18 protein-coding genes and 1 tRNA gene are annotated in these 17,141 nt (G+C 62.1%); 9 read left to right on the top strand and 10 right to left on the bottom strand.

Features of this window, described 5'->3' with window-relative positions; translation table 11 throughout:
- The first annotated feature begins 290 nt into the window (after nucleotides 1–290).
- Entirely contained in the window at nucleotides 291–1,457 is a 1,167-nt protein-coding gene (locus O7A05_RS16020) for a hypothetical protein (protein ID WP_337094029.1), read from the top strand.
- An 81-nt stretch (nucleotides 1,458–1,538) separates the two neighbouring features.
- Here the strand turns inward: O7A05_RS16020 and O7A05_RS16025 are convergent, their stop codons facing one another.
- From O7A05_RS16025 to O7A05_RS16040, 4 genes are all read right to left on the bottom strand, one after another.
- Nucleotides 1,539–2,027, bottom strand: coding sequence for an NUDIX hydrolase (locus O7A05_RS16025; protein WP_337094030.1), 489 nt, complete (start codon nucleotides 2,025–2,027; stop codon nucleotides 1,539–1,541).
- Nucleotides 2,028–2,224: 197 nt separating this feature from the next.
- Entirely contained in the window at nucleotides 2,225–2,725 is a 501-nt protein-coding gene (gene gpt / locus O7A05_RS16030; protein WP_337094031.1) for a xanthine phosphoribosyltransferase, read from the bottom strand.
- A gap of 197 nt (nucleotides 2,726–2,922) precedes the next feature.
- Complete coding sequence (locus O7A05_RS16035; protein ID WP_337094032.1) at nucleotides 2,923–3,756, bottom strand: universal stress protein; 834 nt, start codon at nucleotides 3,754–3,756, stop codon at nucleotides 2,923–2,925.
- 86 nt (nucleotides 3,757–3,842) lie between these two features.
- Nucleotides 3,843–4,583, bottom strand: a complete 741-nt coding sequence (locus tag O7A05_RS16040; protein ID WP_337094033.1) for a competence/damage-inducible protein A — start codon at nucleotides 4,581–4,583, stop codon at nucleotides 3,843–3,845.
- 87 nt (nucleotides 4,584–4,670) lie between these two features.
- On the opposite strand from O7A05_RS16040, the gene O7A05_RS16045 reads away from it, so the two are divergent.
- The 3 genes from O7A05_RS16045 to O7A05_RS16055 all read left to right on the top strand — a co-directional run bounded on the left by O7A05_RS16045 (nucleotide 4,671) and on the right by O7A05_RS16055 (nucleotide 6,143).
- On the top strand, nucleotides 4,671–4,994 hold the full coding sequence (locus O7A05_RS16045) for a hypothetical protein (protein ID WP_337094034.1): 324 nt from the start codon (nucleotides 4,671–4,673) through the stop codon (nucleotides 4,992–4,994).
- Complete coding sequence (locus O7A05_RS16050) at nucleotides 4,919–5,695, top strand: alpha/beta fold hydrolase (RefSeq protein WP_337094094.1); 777 nt, start codon at nucleotides 4,919–4,921, stop codon at nucleotides 5,693–5,695. Before O7A05_RS16045 ends, O7A05_RS16050 begins: the two co-directional genes overlap by 76 nt.
- Nucleotides 5,696–5,867: 172 nt before the next feature.
- The gene (locus tag O7A05_RS16055) at nucleotides 5,868–6,143 is read left to right on the top strand and encodes a hypothetical protein (protein WP_337094035.1); all 276 of its coding nucleotides are present in this window, start codon (nucleotides 5,868–5,870) and stop codon (nucleotides 6,141–6,143) included.
- A gap of 67 nt (nucleotides 6,144–6,210) precedes the next feature.
- Here the strand turns inward: O7A05_RS16055 and O7A05_RS16060 are convergent, their stop codons facing one another.
- From O7A05_RS16060 to O7A05_RS16070, 3 genes are all read right to left on the bottom strand, one after another.
- Nucleotides 6,211–6,450 carry a DUF2188 domain-containing protein gene (locus O7A05_RS16060; RefSeq protein ID WP_140750592.1) on the bottom strand — a complete coding sequence of 80 codons (240 nt, stop codon included), beginning with the start codon at nucleotides 6,448–6,450 and terminating at the stop codon, nucleotides 6,211–6,213.
- A 25-nt stretch (nucleotides 6,451–6,475) separates the two neighbouring features.
- Nucleotides 6,476–6,754 (bottom strand): DUF982 domain-containing protein, encoded by a 279-nt coding sequence (locus O7A05_RS16065; protein WP_201410293.1) that lies wholly within the window; start codon nucleotides 6,752–6,754, stop codon nucleotides 6,476–6,478.
- 309 nt (nucleotides 6,755–7,063) lie between these two features.
- Nucleotides 7,064–8,167, bottom strand: a complete 1,104-nt coding sequence (locus tag O7A05_RS16070; RefSeq protein WP_337094036.1) for an NADH:flavin oxidoreductase/NADH oxidase — start codon at nucleotides 8,165–8,167, stop codon at nucleotides 7,064–7,066.
- A 185-nt stretch (nucleotides 8,168–8,352) separates the two neighbouring features.
- Here O7A05_RS16070 and O7A05_RS16075 point away from each other — a divergent pair, with 185 nt between their 5' ends.
- Complete coding sequence (locus O7A05_RS16075; protein WP_337094037.1) at nucleotides 8,353–8,931, top strand: NUDIX domain-containing protein; 579 nt, start codon at nucleotides 8,353–8,355, stop codon at nucleotides 8,929–8,931.
- A 22-nt stretch (nucleotides 8,932–8,953) separates the two neighbouring features.
- Here O7A05_RS16075 and O7A05_RS16080 read toward each other — a convergent pair whose 3' ends face one another.
- Nucleotides 8,954–10,768 (bottom strand): hypothetical protein, encoded by a 1,815-nt coding sequence (locus tag O7A05_RS16080; RefSeq protein ID WP_337094038.1) that lies wholly within the window; start codon nucleotides 10,766–10,768, stop codon nucleotides 8,954–8,956.
- 450 nt (nucleotides 10,769–11,218) lie between these two features.
- Between O7A05_RS16080 and O7A05_RS16085 the strand changes: the two genes are divergently transcribed.
- The 3 genes from O7A05_RS16085 to O7A05_RS16095 all read left to right on the top strand — a co-directional run bounded on the left by O7A05_RS16085 (nucleotide 11,219) and on the right by O7A05_RS16095 (nucleotide 12,297).
- A tRNA-Leu gene (locus O7A05_RS16085) sits at nucleotides 11,219–11,303 on the top strand.
- Nucleotides 11,304–11,350: 47 nt separating this feature from the next.
- On the top strand, nucleotides 11,351–11,794 hold the full coding sequence (locus tag O7A05_RS16090) for a hypothetical protein (RefSeq protein WP_337094039.1): 444 nt from the start codon (nucleotides 11,351–11,353) through the stop codon (nucleotides 11,792–11,794).
- A 248-nt stretch (nucleotides 11,795–12,042) separates the two neighbouring features.
- Entirely contained in the window at nucleotides 12,043–12,297 is a 255-nt protein-coding gene (locus O7A05_RS16095) for a hypothetical protein (RefSeq protein ID WP_337094040.1), read from the top strand.
- Between the two features lie 966 nt (nucleotides 12,298–13,263).
- Here O7A05_RS16095 and O7A05_RS16100 read toward each other — a convergent pair.
- A complete protein-coding gene (locus tag O7A05_RS16100; RefSeq protein WP_337094041.1) occupies nucleotides 13,264–13,920 on the bottom strand; it encodes an outer membrane protein in 657 nt (218 codons plus the stop codon).
- Nucleotides 13,921–14,078: 158 nt separating this feature from the next.
- Here O7A05_RS16100 and ade point away from each other — a divergent pair, with 158 nt between their 5' ends.
- Nucleotides 14,079–15,896: an adenine deaminase gene (ade, locus tag O7A05_RS16105; RefSeq protein WP_337094042.1), complete on the top strand. Its 1,818-nt coding sequence runs from the start codon at nucleotides 14,079–14,081 to the stop codon at nucleotides 15,894–15,896.
- A 6-nt stretch (nucleotides 15,897–15,902) separates the two neighbouring features.
- On the opposite strand, the gene O7A05_RS16110 is transcribed toward ade, so the two are convergent.
- Nucleotides 15,903–17,063 (bottom strand): alpha/beta hydrolase, encoded by a 1,161-nt coding sequence (locus O7A05_RS16110; protein WP_337094043.1) that lies wholly within the window; start codon nucleotides 17,061–17,063, stop codon nucleotides 15,903–15,905.
- Nucleotides 17,064–17,141: the final 78 nt, after the last annotated feature.

Genomic DNA, 17,141 nt, shown 5'->3' on the forward strand with positions numbered 1-17,141 from the left:
GGCCTCTGCCGGGCGCCATCAGCCGCAACGCGGTTGCAACCGCTCTCCCGTTATGCGGTTAGAGTGGCTCAATATGTTTGTCAAAACTTTACACATAGAAGTTTAGGAGATTTTATTTCAGATTTTAGCTATTCACGCGCTTTCAGGCAATGATTTGACTGTATTTACAGAAAAGAAAATCAGATATGGCAGAAGAAGGCCTCTTGGAGAGATTTTTGCAGGAAGCCGACCGCATGGAGACTTCTTTGGGAAGAACGGCAGCCTTTAGCGTTCTGGTCTAGGCATTCACGATGAATCCGGTTTCCGCAAAAGCGAGCCCGGGCAAGGTGGTTGGGCCGTCGGCGCTGGAATCCCATGGTTCGGTCCGGCCTTTAGCCGCCGAGGATCTCGAGCACGTCGCCGCGTTGTTCCTGATGAAATTTCGCCATCGTCGCCGCCAGCGCGATCGCGCGATCGCACAGACGGCGGACTATATGAGGAAGCTTTACCTTGATGGGGATAAGAGCAAGGCTCTTGTCCAGATCAATCCACAGGGCCGATTGGGGGGCTTCATGGGCGTTCTGAAAGCTCGATATGAGCTTAACAGAACGGCATTGAACGCTGCCATCATCGGTCCGTTCATGACCGACTCCAGCATCGATCACGGTTGGGCCGGGCCGCAATTGCTGCGTGCCCTGCATCAGAGCGAATTCGACCTGTACCTGACCGATTCCGCCAACCGGACATCCTTGGCCTTCGCGCGTCCGATGAAGTATCAGCTCCTGCCGGTGCATTGTCTGGAATGGACCTGTGTTTTCCGGCCGGGCGCCATGGCCGTCGCCACAGTGCGCCGCAAATGGCCGGGGCTGCCTCGGCTTGCGCTCGATCCCTTCGCGGGAGCATTTGATGCGCTTGCACGAAGACGGTTCGATCCGCCGGCCCAGCATTCGTCAAGCCAACGAATCCACAGGGAGCCGATCGATGTGGCCCAATTTGCGGAGCGGCTGCCCGTCCTCATGGCCGACTATTCCCTGCGTCCGAGCTGGAAGGATGGCGAGCTGCCGCGGTTGCTCGCGCTGGCGGCTGAGAAGCGGGCCGACGGGCCGCTTCATTTCGGCGGGATTGACGACGAAACGGGCAAGATGCTGGGGTGCTACGCCTTCTATGGCGAGGCCGGCGGTATCGCGAACCTGTTGCAAATCCAGGCGTCCGGATCCCACTGGGGCGCAACGCTGGATGCTCTCATTGCGGCCGCGCGGGATTTGGGCTGCGTAGGCATTACCGGCCAGACCCAGAGCAGGTTCATGCCTCAGCTCTTCGGCTACAAGAACGTCTTCTTCCATTATGCCGGAGGCACCATGGTCCGCTCGCGCGTTGCCGAGGTCACGGAGGCGGTCCGCTCCGGCGACATCTTCATCGGCGGGCTGATGGGCGATCGTTGGACCCGGCTCAGTTCCGATGATTTCGGCCGCGTCTGACGATCCACGCAATTCCGGACGGAAGGCTAAGACGAAGCCGCCGAGCCTAACCGCTCACACTTTTCCTGGGATTGCTTTGAATCAGGCGAACTTGTGCGGCGCGGCGCAGAAGCCGGCGATGATCTGGCAGAGGTCGGGTTCGTTGACCATACGGACGGCTTCGTTCGGGCCGACCCATTTGCGGGTGCGCGCGCGCTTCTCTTTCCAGCGATCCGCCACGCGCTCGACATGCAGCGGAAAGACCAGCACCTCGCAAGGCACTTCCTCGCCTGAGGCAAGGACCTTGGCATAGAAATAGCGGCCGGCTTCAAGATGCGAGACGGTGCCGCGCAGCCCGGCTTCCTCGCCCGCTTCGCGCGCGGCGGCCTCGCAAAGCGGTTCCCTAGCCTCCGGCCAACCCTTGGGCAGCACCCAGCGCCCGGTGTCGCGACTGGTGATCAGCATGATCTCCACGCCGTTCTCGCCCTCGCGCCAAGGCAACGCGGCCACCTGCAGGCGACAAGGCGCGACGCCGAAGAGTCGCCGGACTCTCTCGGCCATCTGGTTGTGCGTCGTCGACCTCGTCAACATAGTAAGAAGCTGCCCCAAGCCTCCAGAATCGTTTGCCACCTTACAAATCTTAGGGCGAATTATGGGCTTTAAAAGTAAAAAACTTCACTCAATCGGGAAATGCCACCAGAAAAGGTCATTTGCCCAAGTAGTTGCGCTCATTGGCGCGGTTACAGGACCTGCCTTTGAGGCAGTTCCTCTCGAAACGTGAAGGCCGCTCAGCCGGCGTGATCGTCCGCGATCGGCTTCTGGTAAGTGAAGCCCATATCCCAAGGAAAGTAGATCCAGGTGTCCTGGCTGACCTCGGTGACGAATATGTCGACCAGCGGGCGGCCCTTCGGCTTGGCATAGACGGTCGCGAAATGTGCCTTCGGCATCATGGCGCGCACTATGCCCGCAGTCTTGCCGGTATCGGTCAGGTCGTCGATTATCAGCACGCCGGCCCCGTCATCGACGAGCAGCGGAGGCGAAATCTCCTTCAGGACCTGCAACTGACCCTGACTGGTGTAGTCATGATAGGAGGCAACGCACACTGTTTCGATGACGCGGATGCCAAGCTCGCGCGCGATGATGGCGGCGGGCACCAGCCCGCCGCGCGTGATGCAGACGATCGCTTTCCATTGTCCCTTGTTGGCGCCGGACAGCCGCCAGGAAAGCGCGCGGGCGTCGCGGTGGAACTGGTCCCAGGAGACGGGGAAAGCTTTTTCGGGAAGGGACATGGTTCGCGCACTCCGCAAGGCGCGCCGTCGGCGCGCAGAAACACTGGAATGCAGGCGGAATTAGCCGGAAAGCGCTGGGCTTGGCAAGGGGGAGGGCTGTGGACTCGATGCGCGGCGCGCTGAGACGAATTGAAGCGACGCGTTTTAGCATGACACAGGTCGCGGCCTCGAAACCGCTACGGGTTCGAGACCTGCGCTCACCGCGACAAGAAGGCCGCGACATTAGTCGTGCGCAGCACCGTGCGGGTGACCCCGCCGAACAGAAGCTGGCGCAGCCAGGAGTGGCTGTAGGCGCCGAGCACCAGAAGATCGGCGCCGGACTCAGTTATTCGCGACTGGATGATATCGTCCACCGAGGAGCCGTCCGATTTCTGCACGGAGACGCTGACATTGGCACCGTGACGCGACAGCGCCGCTGCGATCTCGGCGCCGGCGGCTTCTGCAGATTCATCGAGTGTCTCCGGCGGGTCGATGACGAGAATGTCCGTCTTGTCGGCCTCGGCGATGAAGGGCAGGGCATCGAACGCGGCCCGGGCCGCTTCCTTGCTGCCGTTCCAGGCAAGCAGCACACGTCTGAAGGTGGTGACCAGCGGCCCGGCATGGGGCACGACCAGAACCGGCCGGCCGGCATCGTAGACCAACGTGTCGACGTCGGCGGTCGGATCGCCGCCGGTGTCACGCTGCGCGGCAATGATCAGATCGGCGGCGCGCACGCTCGATATGCCGGTCAGCGCGCTGTCGCCGGAGAAGCTTTCCAGGCTCCGCCACTCGAAGGACAGGCCGGATTCCTCGATCCGTTTCAAAAAATAGGCCTGCAACTTGTCGGCGCGTTCCTTGTTCATCTCAGCCGAGACCTGGAGGAATTCGGTATCGGGAAAGCCGGTGGCCGACGTGTAGGGCAGGGGAAGCGCCTCGGCATGGATACCGACGAGATGGCTCTCAAACCTTTCGGCAAGCGGAAGGGCGTAATCGAGGACGCGCTCGGCGTCCTGCTCGTTCTGCAAAATGGCGACGATTGTCTTGAAGCGCATGACCGGTCCCTCAATTGTTTGCGCTACGCGTGCGCGCGGCAAGGGAACGCCTCAGCGCGTTGACTGGTTCCAGCCGAATGGCCCGGTCAGCCTGCCTTGGCCAAGCCCGCCACCATCGCCTCGACGTCCTTGCGCGCGGCCTCCAGCGCTTCCTCGCTGCGGGCTCGGACGACGAGTTCGGTCCAGAACTTGCCGTCGCCATATTTGGGATAAGAGCCGATGATCGTGTCGGGATGCGCCTTCTGGATCTCGGCCAGCGGCCCGCCGATCAATCCTTCGCCGAAGGGACAGTGCACCGTGGCCGACAGCATCTTCGTGCCGGCCCTAAGTGTCGGCACGACATTGTCGAGCATGGCCTGGAAGATCGACGGCACGCCGGCCATGACATGGACATTGCCGATGCGGAAGCCCGGCGCGACGGAAATGGGATTGTCGATATGGTCGGCGCCGCGCGGCATGCGCGCCATGCGCTTGCGCGCTTCGGTGAATTCGATGTCGCGCCCGGCATAGCTTGCTTCGAGCAGCGCATAGGCCCTGGCGTCGTATTCGCAGGGCACGCCGAAGGCCTTGGCGATCGAATCGGCGGTGATATCGTCATGCGTTGGGCCGATGCCGCCGGTGGTAAAGACGTAGGTATAACGGGCGCGCACGGCATTCACCGCCGCAACGATCTCGTTCTCCTCGTCGGGGACGATGCGCACTTCCTTAAGATCGATGCCGATCGCCGTCATGATGTCGGCGAGGTGGCCGATGTTCTTGTCCTTGGTGCGGCCGGAGAGGATCTCGTCGCCGATGACGAGCATGGCGGCGGTGACGATTTCAGGCATGGCGGGCTCCGGCACAATAGGTCGCCTGAGATAACTCGGCCGGCGGCCGGCGGCAATGCGAAACCCGGATGTGTCGGATGCGCGCTTATGGCGGCTGCCGTTGCCGATATGGTGCGGTCGGTCGGGCCGGATGAAAACATGCTGATATCGATTGTCTTGTGGCTGCTTGCCGGCTTGCTTGCCGCCGTCGTGCTTGTCGTCCTCGCCGTGACGCTTGCGACCTGGCGGATCGCGGCAAAGGCCGAAGAACTGGTGCCGGCTTGCGGAAAATTCATCGAGGTCGACGGCACCGCATCCACTATGTGGAAGAAGGCGAGGGCAGGCCGATCGTCTTCGTGCACGGGCTCGGCGCTCAACTCCACCATTTCCGCCGCACGCTGTTCGGACGCTTCGGTCCTGGTTACCATTTGATCGCGCTCGACCGGCCGGGCTCCGGCTATTCGGTTCGAGCAAGGGGTGCGACGGGCCGATTGTCCGAACAGGCCGACATCCTGCGGCGCTTCATCGAGGAATTGCGCCTGGAACGGCCACTCATCGTCGGCCATTCGCTCGGCGGAGCCATCGCGCTTGCTCTGGCAGCCGGGCATCCGACGGCGATTTCCGGCATTGCGCTGCTCTCGCCGCTGACGCATCTCGAAGCGAGGATACGTGAGCGGTTTGACCTGCTCTATGTTCCTTCGGGGCTGTTGCGCCGCGTCCTGGCCCATACGGTGGCGGTACCACTCAGCCTTCGTTACGCGCAGCCGACGCTGAGGTTCATTTTCGCGCCGCAAGCGGTTCCTGCGGACTACATGGTCGCCGGCGGGGGCTGGCTCGGGCTGCGTCCCTCCCACTATTTCGCCATCTCCACCGATGTCGTGGCGGTGGAACAGGACCTTGGCGAAATCGAACGGCGTTACCGCGATATAGCGCTGCCGGCAGGCATTCTGTTCGGGACCGACGACCGGGTGATCGGCGAGGCCGTGCATGGCGAACCGATGCTGGACAAGATCGGGGGGCTCGACTTCGAACGGGTCGAAGGTCTCGGCCACATGCCGCAATTCGTGGAACCCGAACGGGTCGTCGCTTTCATAAAACGTATCGCCGCGCGTGCTTTCGCCAACGCGCAATGATTTCGGGCGACGCCCTGCGTGTCCCCCTACAACCGTTCACGAAGCGTCACACAAAAGTGTCGTCTCACCCGCAATTTCCGGTGGAACTTTGGCCCCTGCCGCAGGGTTTCGTCTGTGTCGCTGTGGGGCTTCGGCCCCATATATTTTGCGATCGAGAGAATGGAGAAATCCGATGCTTACAAGACTTATCGCAGCTTCGGCGCTGGTGCTGGCCATGGGCGGCGCGGCCATGGCGCAGTCATCAGATGACTGGTGGTGGTGGCACCGCGACCATCGCCCCGACGTGAGCGAGCAGGTCGATCCTTACACGACCGGCAGCATCTATGGAGGCTCAGGGTTGAGCACCTACGGTAACAGCAACGGAGCCATGGGGCCGTGCGCTCACAATACACCCGGCCCGGACGCCAACTCACAGCAGAACGTCAACGACAATTATTGCGGCAAGTAGCTCCGCCCAGCCGCCGGCGGCCGGCATGAAGCCTTAGGGCTTTGCCGGCCGGGGCGGATTTCAATTTTTAGTCAGATACTTCGGTCTGCGGCCGGTCGCGGCCATCGGCCAATTCGTCGTGCCACTTTCCTTCAGCATCCTCGTACTGGATGCCGTCCGTGGTGCCGGCGACCTGCTGCTCGGCGGAGGCGATTTCGGCGGCGCGCAGCGCTTCCTGGTGTGTGCGGAAAGTTTCAGAGAATGTCGAACCGACCTTGTAGGCCCAGCCGCCATCATGCTCGACGATCTTGTAAGTCAGCTTCGCCATGGAATCCTCCGGTTAAGAAACCCGCTCAATGCAGCTTTCCATCGGGCAGCCTGTCTTCAGGAACCAGCACTTCCGATTCCCTGGCTGCCTCGACGAGGGCGCGACGCGCGTCCGCTGTCGAACGATAACCTTCCAGCGCCTTGAGGCAAGTGTCCAGAGCATCACGATGGCGCTCGCCGCGATTGAGCGGCCAAACGGTCATCAGGCACTCGGCTGCTTCGCGGGTGCTTCGGATTTGGCGATATTTGCCGACGTGGCCGAGTTCGACCACCACCGGCTTTTCAAAGGGCTTGTTGTCTATCATGGCCGCCAACGTAAAACGGCCAAATTGGTTGCGGTTGTGGCGAGGATCCTGCGCCCAAACGTCTCAGCACTCTGCTGATTTCGAGTTTTGTTTTGACGCAATTCCGGACGGAAGGCCCCGGCGAAGCCGCCGAGCCTGACCGTGTCACGCTTTTCCTGGAACTGCTCTAGGCTGCGTTGACATTCAGATGATGCCGGCCTGCGAGCGATGGTTCCTGCGCTTCCGGTGCTCACGTACTTTAGGTACGCTCCGCTCCGGTTCTCGGAAACCATCGTTCTCGGCTCGGCCTGACCTGAATCTCAACACACCCTAGCCGGCGGCCTTCATCCAATGCCGCATCGTCGTCACCGAACGTGCCAGTTGAGGCGCGGGATGGATTTCCTCGCCGAAGGCAGCCGCCGCGCGCCAGCCCCAGCGCGGGTCGGCAAGGAATGCGCGTGCCAGCGCCACCATGTCGGCACGGCCGTCGGCCACGATCGCCTCGGCCTGGCTAGGATCGTCGATCAGCCCAACGGCGCGCGTCGGAATGCCGGCGCCGTTGCGCACGGCTTCCGCCAGGTGCACCTGATAGCCGGGGCCGGGCGGCACCTGCTGCAGGGGCGAATTGCCGCCGCTGGAGCAGCAGATATAGGCGATGCTCTCGGCCTTCAGCGCCTTGGCCACCTCGATTGCGTCCTCGACGTCGAAACCGCCTTCGACCCATTCCTTCACCGAAAGGCGCGCGCCCAGCATCATGGACGGAGCGGCCTTCCTCACCGCCCTGGCGATTTCGACCGCAAAGCGCATGCGGTTTTCCAGCGACCCGCCCCAGCGGTCTGTCCGCTGGTTGGAGAGCGGCGAGAGGAACTGGAAGATCAGATAGCCATGCGCGGCGTGCAGTTCAGCAAAGTCGAAGCCGGCGCGTTCGGCGCGCACGGCCGCCTGCGCAAAGCGCGCAATGAGCTCCAGGATCTCGTCCTCTTCCAATGCGTGCGGCACATTCCAGCCCGTGTCATAGGCGATAGCCGAGGCGGAAACCGTCTGCCAGGGATCCTCGCCAGCCTGCAGCGGACCGCCGCCTTCCCAGGGTTTGCGGTTGGAGGCCTTGCGGCCGGCATGGGCAAGCTGGACGCCGAATTTCGTGCCGCGTGCGGCGACGCGCCTGGCGGCGTCGAGCGTGCGCTTGGCGGCCGCCTCGTTGTCGTCGGAATAGAGGCCGAGGCAGCCATGCGAGATACGTCCGCGCCGCTCGACATCGGTCATTTCGACGGTCACCATGCCGGCGCCCGACATTGCCAGGTTCATCCAGTGATAAAGATGCCAGTCGCTGGCCGAGCCGTCCTCGGCCGAATACTGGCACATCGGCGCTACCGCGATGCGATTGGGGAAAGTGAGGCCGCCGAGGGTGATCGGCTGGAAAAGCGATGACGTCATGAAACGAGCTCCTGGCGAGATACCGCTATCTAGGCAGCCGCGGCGCGTCGCGCCAGTCACGAGCCGGTGAAACTCCCGCTGGACCAGTCGGTTTCGATGCCAGTCAGTTTCGAGGCCAGCCGGTTTCCAGGATTGCGTGCGCCACCTTTCGTCGTTACCCCTTTGCCACCAATACGGAGATCGTCATGGAAGATCGCGTTCGCATCCGTTCGGAGGAGGTCCTTTCGGACGACTGGGCGGTGCTGAAGAAGACGGTGCTCGACTATCGCCGCCGCGACGGGCGATGGGAGACGCAGATCCGCCAGACCTACGATCGCGGCGACGGCGCTGTGATCCTGCCCTTCGATCCGCAGCGCTCGACCGTGCTCCTGGTGCGGCAGTTCCGGTTCCCGGCTTACGCCGTGGGCCATCGCGAGCCGCTGATCGAGGCCTGCGCCGGCTTGCTCGACGAAAACGATCCCGAAACCGCCATCCGCAAGGAAGCGGAGGAGGAACTGGGTTACCACCTGAAGGATGTCGAGCGGCTGTTTTCGCCGTTCATGAGCCCGGGCAGCGTGACGGAACGGCTCTGGTTCTTCACCGCGCGCTATTCGCCGGCCGACCGCATTTCCGATGGCGGCGGCGCACCGGAGGAAGGCGAGGACATCGAGGTTCTGGAAATGCCGTTGGACGAGGCGCTGGCCGGTATCGCCGGCGGCCGCATCGTCGATGCCAAGACGATCATCCTGATCCAGCACCTGAAGCTCAACCCGATCGAGGTTTGACCGGCGTCATCGCGTTACGGGCTCATTGGCCGGCAACGGGACATTGCCCGGCGGGACCGCCTGCCGCCGGATATCGATAGATTCGCAGCGGCCCCGCGACGGGACACTCCTTCAACCAGTCCGGGGGCTTTCCCGTGGCCAGCCGGCTGGCCAATGGAAACCGAGCTTCGATCGGCTGGAGGGTTGTTTCCTCGATACGGCAGACTGCGACATGAGTGGCCTTGGTCTGATCAAGGAACTGCGTCGGGTCGGACGTGGCGGGATCGAAAAATCTAATAACGCGCTCAATACCCTTGGCCGATGTGTGAAAAGGGACGGCGACGACGTCGAGTTCGACCAGCGACCCCAAGGCGGTGATCCCCGTATCCGGAGACGCAAACAGCCGCGCACCTTTTGGCCAGACGAAATGCGGGCCGTCGCCGCTCTTGTCGCAGGCATCGGCGATATCGATGCCCAAAAGCCTCGTTTCTCCGGGAGGCCAAAACAGATGGCTCACAAAAAGGGCAGCGACAATCGCCACGCCGGGAGCGGCCAGCAGCGCAACGCCCGGCAACTGGTTGTCGGATCCCGGGCCGAAATAGCGCCTTAGCGGCAACCGGACGGGAATGGCTTGATGGACGATCAGGGCGACCCCCGGGCCGACGAAGAGCGGGAAAAAACGCAGGTATCGCAGATAGAGCAGCCCCTGCAGCAGGCCGATGGTCGAGAAGAGTGCAAGAACCACCCAGGCGCGCCGTCTTGTCGTGCTGGAACAGGCCAAAATGCATGTCGCGGCCGCGCCCAGAATGGCGGGGAAGAACCTGGCGAAGCGATCAAAGCTCAGAAAGTCCGAGCTGGAAAAAATGCTGCGTTCCTGGTCGATGCGCGCCAGCCAATTGTCGCGAACGTAGTCGCTCAAGCCGACGAAAGGACCGCCCGCGCACTGGGGGAAGAAGGAGACGAGCAGCGCGGCGGTCGCGCCGGCGCCGGCCAGAAGGCATGTGGCACGTATCCGCCAGCTTCCAGCCTCTCCCGCGGCGGCGGCCGCCATGACGACGCCCGTAACCGCAAGCGCTGTTAGGTGCAAAAGCGAATAACGGTCGCAGGCAGTGCTTGTGTAGGCATTGGGCCCAACGACCACAAAGAATGCAGCAACGCCGGCGACCGCCAGCGCCAGACCATACGTCCTGAGGTCTTTTGCTGCATCTTTCGTTCCGGCGATGAACGCCCATGCGCAAAGGCCGGCAGGCAAGACAAGGAACGGCGCCATTTCGGCGCTGATTGCCGTAGACAAAGCCATCAAGGCGCCGTTCAGCCCGGCGGCAACCGGGCCGCCACGGATTGTCAGCAGCGCCGCACCCAGGAGGATGACCATCTGCAGGTTGTGGTAGTCGATGCGCCAGGGTTGAAATTCCGAAAGTGCCGGCAGCCCGGCGAAGGCCGCGATGGCCAGTACCGCGCCCGGATGGTCGAACTCGAATTCTCTGATCACTAGGAACAGCAGGATCAATGCGACCAGGAGGAGGAGAAGCGGCACCGCGAACGCGGCAACGGAGACGGCAGCTTCCATCCCGATGAAAGGCGCGGTCGCGATGGCCAGCAGCGCATAGGGCGAATCGACGACCCACGGCCAGTGCGAGACCATGGGCTCGGGCTGGGCAATACCGATCATTGTTCTGTCGAACGGATTGCCTGTTTGCAGAAGATGCCTGATTTCATGCAGCTTCATCAAATCGTCGACGTCGCCGTTGGGCATTGTGCCTTGCAACAGTAATAGGCTCAGAGCAGTGGCGAGCGCCAGCCAGACGATAATGACCGGGGCGGGGATGCGGCGGTAAATCGCCCCGATTGTCGACATCCCGAACCCTTCCCATGCCCGCCAGCCATGATGCGTGGAAAAGCTTTCGATCGTGTAACCTCGCTGGAAGATCGAACCGATAGCCGAATTTCACTTTCGCCCAGGCCGGCGGCATGGCTGGTGCGACTTAGCGGCATCTCCTACGTCAGGGCTTCGGAGGATACTCCTTCGCTCGACGAACCTGGTGTGGTCGAAGCTCGAAGAGCGAAGGGTGGTGCGGACGACGGGAATCGAACCCGTACGATCAGAGATCGAGGGATTTTAAGTCCCTTTTTCTGCGGTGCTTCCCGCTCAATGGTCTGGAAAACCAAGACTTCGAGCTGATGGTGAAGTCCGGTTTTCTCCCACATGGGTGGGAAATCCCCACGATTTTTCCCACACAATCAGGTGTGCGAGCCTGTTCCCTTGCTCTTTGCAAAATCCCACACCACGCGTACATGTGCGGGCACTGCGGGCGTGGTGAAATTGGTATACACACCGGACTTAAAATCCGGAGGCTTCGGCCATGCGGGTTCAAGTCCCGCCGCCCGCACCATGCCTCCCATAGGATCGAACGCATCACGGCACGGAGGCAATTTAAGTATGGCCAAGCGACCAACGAAAAAACCTGCGAAAAAGATGTCGGCTGGACCGCACAGCTTGGCGCTGCGATTGGATGTCATGGGCGTAACCGCATACATGACCAAAGCTGCAATTGAGGAACTCATCAAAGAGCTCACCAGGATCAGCGCGTCTGACCCGGAGGAACTCCAAGATGTGCATATCGCGATGCACTTCGGCGGCTGGACGCCCTCAGGCGAGTACGTCGCGCCGAGTTTCGGCCATCACCATGAACTTGGATCAATCCTGACCAAACTGCGCAACGAGCAACTGAAGGACGGCATGACGAAGGCGGAAATCGAACGCGGCATTACGCCAGATGAGGCTTATCGGGCTTTCGATATTACCATCATGCATGTATCCCCCGAGGTGGTTCAGCGCGTGGCCATCGAAAATGAAGCGGTCGAGAGCGGCAGTACTGACTAAGCGTGTTCCCACAAGATTTCCCACATTTTCTCTTTTCGTGGGCATCGGTATCGGGAGTGGGAAGATCGCTTCAATGGAGGAAATATAGCGGCGCGATTTCAATAAGTTGGCACGGCAAGTAGGGAGGCAACGCGAGATTCTGCAATGAGTTGAAACCAGGATTTCGGCTACATGAAAGCCGCAGGCTCGCGCGAGTGCGATGAAAGGCTGACATTATCGCTGCAGACGGACCTGTGAAGAGGTAGCAGATGCAATACGCGACGGGGCAGAAGATGAAAGTTGGCGACGAGGTAGTCGCCGATGGGATGAGAGGCTTGATTGTCTGCGATTTTGATAGCCGCGAGTTTGCAGAAGGCTATGAGACTTGGGACATGCCCACGACCGAAATGCTCGGCGGCGGCACTCTGTCGTCCGGCGTCATGATCGAGACCGCTGAAGCGGGCTTGATCCACTATGTGGACGGAATCGGCGTGATCGACCGCGTCTCATCCCGAAACCGGTAGTCGGCAAACCGCTGCCAACTATCGGAGTTTATGAGTTCACAGCCTAGTTCGTGGCATTTGTCCCACAGAAACTCTCACATTATCCGTTGCGCGCTGCAAAGGTCGCGCGTGTGCGCTGGTCGCCTCTATGCATACGAAACACTGAGAAGAAACAGCAGGTTATGCTCTCAACTGGAGGTGGCGAAACTTGCCGGCGCAACCAAACCATTCGCTTGGTCCTAATTTTTGGGCAAGTGATTGATTTTGTTGAAGGCAGCGGTGTCATTTTTTAAGTCCCTTGCGTCTACCAATTCCGCCACGTCCGCAGGCGTGCCCCTTTTCAAATGCCTGATATGAGCCGTCAAGCGATGTTTCCGATCGTCCGCAGTTTGCGCGGGCGGCGATCGCGCAGATTTAATATTAGTGATATTTAAAATTCCAAATTGTCCAAACCGATCCCATTAGCCTTTGTGTGCTATCATCGGGCCGGCTTTGATGGTGGACCATGCGTGGGCCAGGCTGGATCAGGGGACTGCGGGAGGCGGAGGCGCGGCAACTGCGCAGCGAAATCGATCGGCTCGAGCGGGGTGTGATAGATGCCGCCAACTCGAAGGCCAAATGGAACTTGCATGAGGTCGCGCACACGCTGCGCTGGCAAAAGGCCCGGCTGCGGCGGCTGGAGGAGTGCCTCGACGCCATGCCTGGAGGAAAGAGGGCTTCGGACCGATCCTGAGGCAGTGGCAAGCGTTCAGCCAAGCATGTCCGCCATATCCGCCACGGCGGGGCAGGGCGGTTGGAAAGTGGCGCGATCACGGAATTACGGTCTGCCAAGGGAACGCTAGGTTTCGCGACGCGGCGGATCGATCCGCCGAGGCCGGCGTCTATCAGGCCCCTACCCATTCCCCCCGCCCCCTGCGGGCGCCGGCCACGCTATTTCGACACATTGATGCGTGAGAGGTCTTCCGCATCGACGCGGTGGCGCAAGCCTCAGAATTTATAGCTGAAATTCACGCCCAGCGTCTGCAGCTTCACGTCCTGATCGCGCTCGGTGAAGGTGTTCGAAGCGTCGAAATGCTCCTTGCCGAAATCGTAGTAGCGATATTGCGCGCCGACGACGACATTATTGGTCAAGGCGTAGTCGACGCCGGCGCCGAGCGTCCAGCCGGTGCTGGTGTGGGTTTGGGTAAAGCCGGTGCCCGCCGCCTGCGAGGTCTCGATGCCGGCGAAAGCCACGCCGCCGATGCCATAGATCAATACGCGATCCATGGCGTAGCCGGCCTTGGCATCGATGGATCCGAACCACTTGACGTCGGTACCGAATGTGTTTGACGGGCCGGCGTCGGCAGTGCCGTCGATCGAGGCGTAGTTGAGATCGGCTTCGGCGCCGATCACGGCCTGGTCGAACTGCCAGAGCCCCGCGACGTGGCCGCCGACGAAACCGCCATCGATGTCGGGCTTCACCGAACCGCCCTCGACGCTGATGTCGGACCGGCCCCAGCCATAGCCGGCCTGCATGCCGGCATAGTAGCCGGTCCAGTCGAAGCCGGGCGCGGTCATCGGCAGATTGGTGCCTAGGTCCGCCGCCCAGGCAGAGCCGGACAGCAGGGCAAGAAGGCCGGCACTGGCGAGCGTCAGTCGACGCATAGGGCGCTCCGAAATGGCGGTTTCGAAAGATTCCTTCGGGCAGACTAGCCCCAATCACCGCGAAACGGAATTGCATTTCTGCAACAGTGGTTTACGACCTTACGCTCTGGCTCCGGGCGCCGACATTTGCCAAACTGGCCCATGCAGAGGACTCAGCCATGACGAACGCCAAGCCGACAAGCGCCACAAAGCCAAAGCCGTGGACCGAGGTGGCGACATATCTGGTCGATGTCGCGATGGGCCGAAAGCCGGCCGATGTGGTCATCCGCAATGGTCGCTGGTTGAATGTCCATTCGGGCGAGGTCATCCCCGGCACCGATGTCGCGATCGCCGCCGGCCGCTTCGCCTATTGCGGGCCGAATGCCGGCCATGCGATCGGGGAGGGGACCAAGGTCGTCGACGCCGGCGGGCGCTATCTCGTGCCCGGCCTTTGCGACGCGCATATGCATGTCGAGAGCGGCATGGTGACGGTGACGGAGTTCTGCCGCGCGGTCATCCCGCACGGCACCACCTCGATGTTCATCGATCCGCACGAGATCGCCAATGTGCTTGGATTGCCGGGCGTGCGCCTGATGCATGACGAGGCGGTCGCGATGCCGATCAACGTGCATGTGCAGATGCCGTCCTGCGTGCCCTCGGCGCCGGGGCTGGAGCATGCCGGCGCCGAGCTGACAGTCGCCGACGTGGCAGAGGCCATGACCTGGGAAAATATCATCGGGCTTGGCGAGGTGATGAATTTCCCCGGGGTCGCTGCCAACGATCCGGTGATGTCGGGCGAGATCGCCGAGACGGTCAGGGCCGGCAAGACGGTCGGCGGGCATTATGCATCGCCCGATCTCGGTCTGCCGTTCCACGGCTATGTCGCCGGCGGGGCGGAGGACGATCATGAAGGCACGCGCGCGGAGGACGCGATCGCGCGGGTGCGCCAGGGCATGAAGGCGATGCTGAGGCTTGGGTCGGCCTGGTACGACGTCGCGGCACAGATCAAGGCGGTGACCGAAGGCGGCATCGACCCGCGCAACTTCATCTTGTGCACCGATGACAGCCATTCCGGCACGCTGGTGCATGAAGGCCATATGGATCGTGTGGTGCGGCATGCCATCAGCCAGGGACTGAAGCCGGTGACGGCGATCCAGATGGCGACGCTCAACACCGCGCAGCATTTCAGGCTGGAGCGCGAGATCGGCTCGATCGCGCCCGGACGCCTGGCCGATCTGCTGATCGTTTCGGACCTTGCCCAGATGACCATAGATGAGGTCTATGGCCGCGGCCTCAGGCTGGCCAAGGCCGGCAAGCTCGAGGTCGACATCGCGGCCTATGACTATCCGCAATCCGCGAAGAATACCGTCAGGCTCGGCAAGAAACTCGCGGCGGAGGATTTTGACATTTTTGCGCCGCAGGGCGCCAACGAGGTGCGGGCGCGGGTCATCGGCGTGATCGAGAACCAGGCGCCGACTCGGGCTCTCGAGGCCGATCTGGCGGTCGAGGACGGGCTGGTCGCCATGGATCGGCGCAACGACATCTGCCAGATCGCCCTGGTCGAGCGCCATCGCGGCACGGGCGGCGTTACCAACGCTTTCGTGTCCGGTTTCGGCTATGTGGAGGACTGCGCGATGGCATCCAGCGTAGCGCATGACGCGCACCACATCATCGTCGTCGGCACCAACAAGGAAGACATGGCTTTGGCCGTCAACCGGCTGGGCGAGGTGGGCGGCGGCGTCGTGCTTTATTCCAGGGGCAAAGAACTGGCGCTGGTCGAGATGCCGATCGCCGGGCTGATGTCGGACGAGCGCGCCGAGATCGTCGCGGCCAAGGCCGAGCAACTGACCGAGGCGATGCGCAAGGTCGGCTGTTCGCTCAACAACGCTTATATGCAGCACTCGCTGCTTGCGCTGGTGGTGATACCAGAGCTGAGGATTTCGGATGTCGGCCTTGTCGACGTGACGACGTTCCGGAAGGTCGACCTGTTTGTTTAGGGTAGGTCACCCGCCGGTCGCGATGGTCAATACCTTGAACGGCGTGGTGATGACAACCTCGGCGACCGAACCGACCGCTTTGCCGAGGCCTTGGCCGATATCGTTGAGCTGCGCCGGGTCCGGCTCGTCCGACGCAAGCCCGGCCGGTGTGCGCAGCCGGTTGCCCAGCAATTGCACCAGGATCGGGTTGTCGGCGAATTTGGCATGGTTCAGGCCGTCGCCGCCCTTGGCGTGGGTCAGGTCGACGACCGTCACGCCGTAATCGGCGAGATCGGCGGCGTTGCCGTAGTCGCCGACGCGCGGCTTGTCGCCGGAAATGAAGCTCGACAGCTTCAGCGCACGATCGTCGCCCGAAAGCAGGATGGCGAAGGGCTTGTCGGGCTTGCCGTAGCGGATCATCTGCTTCTTGAAGACATCGACGTCGATGTCGGGCGAGGCGAGGATGACATAGCCGAGCTTGCCGCCGAGATCGCGGTCGCCGGTGATGGCGAGCTGGCGCAGCGCCTCCATCGTCAGCCAGGTGCCCATTGAATGGGCGATGATGTCGATGCTCTTGACGCGTGTCTTGGCGAGCGTCCTGAGCGTCGCCTCGAGGTCGTCGCGCGCGGCGGTCGAGCTGTCCTTGTCGTAGATATAGCCGGTCGCCTTGGCACTCGATGCCCATGAGAACAGCACCGGCGTTCCGGGATATTTGGTGTCATGCGCTATCTGCGTGATGCGATAGATACCGTCGTCGAAACCGTTGTTGAAGCCGTGCACGAACACCAGGGCGCGGTCGCCGCGCATGGAAATGTCGGCTCCGACCGCCTTGGCGAATTTCCGCGCGTCTCCATAGTGGACGACGTCGGTGGCGGTGAACTGCTTGGTCGGATTGGAGTCTGCCGAGCCCTTGGCACGTTCGATCGCGCCAACCTGATGGATCTTCGGCACGGTGACGTCGACGCGGGCGTAGCTGGTGGTCAGCGAACGGTCGCCGTCGAACACCTGGCGCGGATCCTTGGTCGCCTGCTGGCGGGTGGTGGCGACGAAGATTTCGTGCCTGGCGGCGATGTCAGAGGCAGGCGCCGCAACCGCCTTGCGGTTGAGCAGGTCATGCGTGGGACCGGCGCAGCCGGCGAGGGCGAGCGTGAAGGCAAGGCCGACAACGATCTTCACATGCACAGTCACCCGGGGTCCCCCAAGGGCGGCAACCTCTCCTGCTACTCCGATAAAGCCAGAGAGCGGCCGGGTCCAGTTCAAAGTCCC

The organism is Mesorhizobium argentiipisi (SeqCode) (genome assembly GCF_037179585.1).
Classification (GTDB): Bacteria; Pseudomonadota; Alphaproteobacteria; order Rhizobiales; family Rhizobiaceae; genus Mesorhizobium; species Mesorhizobium argentiipisi.

What these genes read in the sequence shown, in the direction of transcription:
- O7A05_RS16075 (WP_337094037.1), top strand. Translation starts at nt 8,353, where the DNA reads ATGGAAGATCGCGTTCGCATCCGTTCGGAGGAGGTCCTTTCGGACGAC.
- O7A05_RS16040 (WP_337094033.1), bottom strand. Translation starts at nt 4,583, where the DNA reads ATGCCTGAAATCGTCACCGCCGCCATGCTCGTCATCGGCGACGAGATC.
- O7A05_RS16045 (WP_337094034.1), top strand. Translation starts at nt 4,671, where the DNA reads ATGGCGGCTGCCGTTGCCGATATGGTGCGGTCGGTCGGGCCGGATGAA.
- O7A05_RS16060 (WP_140750592.1), bottom strand. Translation starts at nt 6,450, where the DNA reads ATGGCGAAGCTGACTTACAAGATCGTCGAGCATGATGGCGGCTGGGCC.
- O7A05_RS16090 (WP_337094039.1), top strand. Translation starts at nt 11,351, where the DNA reads ATGGCCAAGCGACCAACGAAAAAACCTGCGAAAAAGATGTCGGCTGGA.
- O7A05_RS16020 (WP_337094029.1), top strand. Translation starts at nt 291, where the DNA reads ATGAATCCGGTTTCCGCAAAAGCGAGCCCGGGCAAGGTGGTTGGGCCG.
- O7A05_RS16055 (WP_337094035.1), top strand. Translation starts at nt 5,868, where the DNA reads ATGCTTACAAGACTTATCGCAGCTTCGGCGCTGGTGCTGGCCATGGGC.
- O7A05_RS16035 (WP_337094032.1), bottom strand. Translation starts at nt 3,756, where the DNA reads ATGCGCTTCAAGACAATCGTCGCCATTTTGCAGAACGAGCAGGACGCC.
- O7A05_RS16070 (WP_337094036.1), bottom strand. Translation starts at nt 8,167, where the DNA reads ATGACGTCATCGCTTTTCCAGCCGATCACCCTCGGCGGCCTCACTTTC.
- O7A05_RS16065 (WP_201410293.1), bottom strand. Translation starts at nt 6,754, where the DNA reads ATGATAGACAACAAGCCCTTTGAAAAGCCGGTGGTGGTCGAACTCGGC.
- ade (WP_337094042.1), top strand. Translation starts at nt 14,079, where the DNA reads ATGACGAACGCCAAGCCGACAAGCGCCACAAAGCCAAAGCCGTGGACC.
- O7A05_RS16095 (WP_337094040.1), top strand. Translation starts at nt 12,043, where the DNA reads ATGCAATACGCGACGGGGCAGAAGATGAAAGTTGGCGACGAGGTAGTC.
- O7A05_RS16100 (WP_337094041.1), bottom strand. Translation starts at nt 13,920, where the DNA reads ATGCGTCGACTGACGCTCGCCAGTGCCGGCCTTCTTGCCCTGCTGTCC.
- O7A05_RS16025 (WP_337094030.1), bottom strand. Translation starts at nt 2,027, where the DNA reads ATGTTGACGAGGTCGACGACGCACAACCAGATGGCCGAGAGAGTCCGG.
- gpt (WP_337094031.1), bottom strand. Translation starts at nt 2,725, where the DNA reads ATGTCCCTTCCCGAAAAAGCTTTCCCCGTCTCCTGGGACCAGTTCCAC.
- O7A05_RS16080 (WP_337094038.1), bottom strand. Translation starts at nt 10,768, where the DNA reads ATGTCGACAATCGGGGCGATTTACCGCCGCATCCCCGCCCCGGTCATT.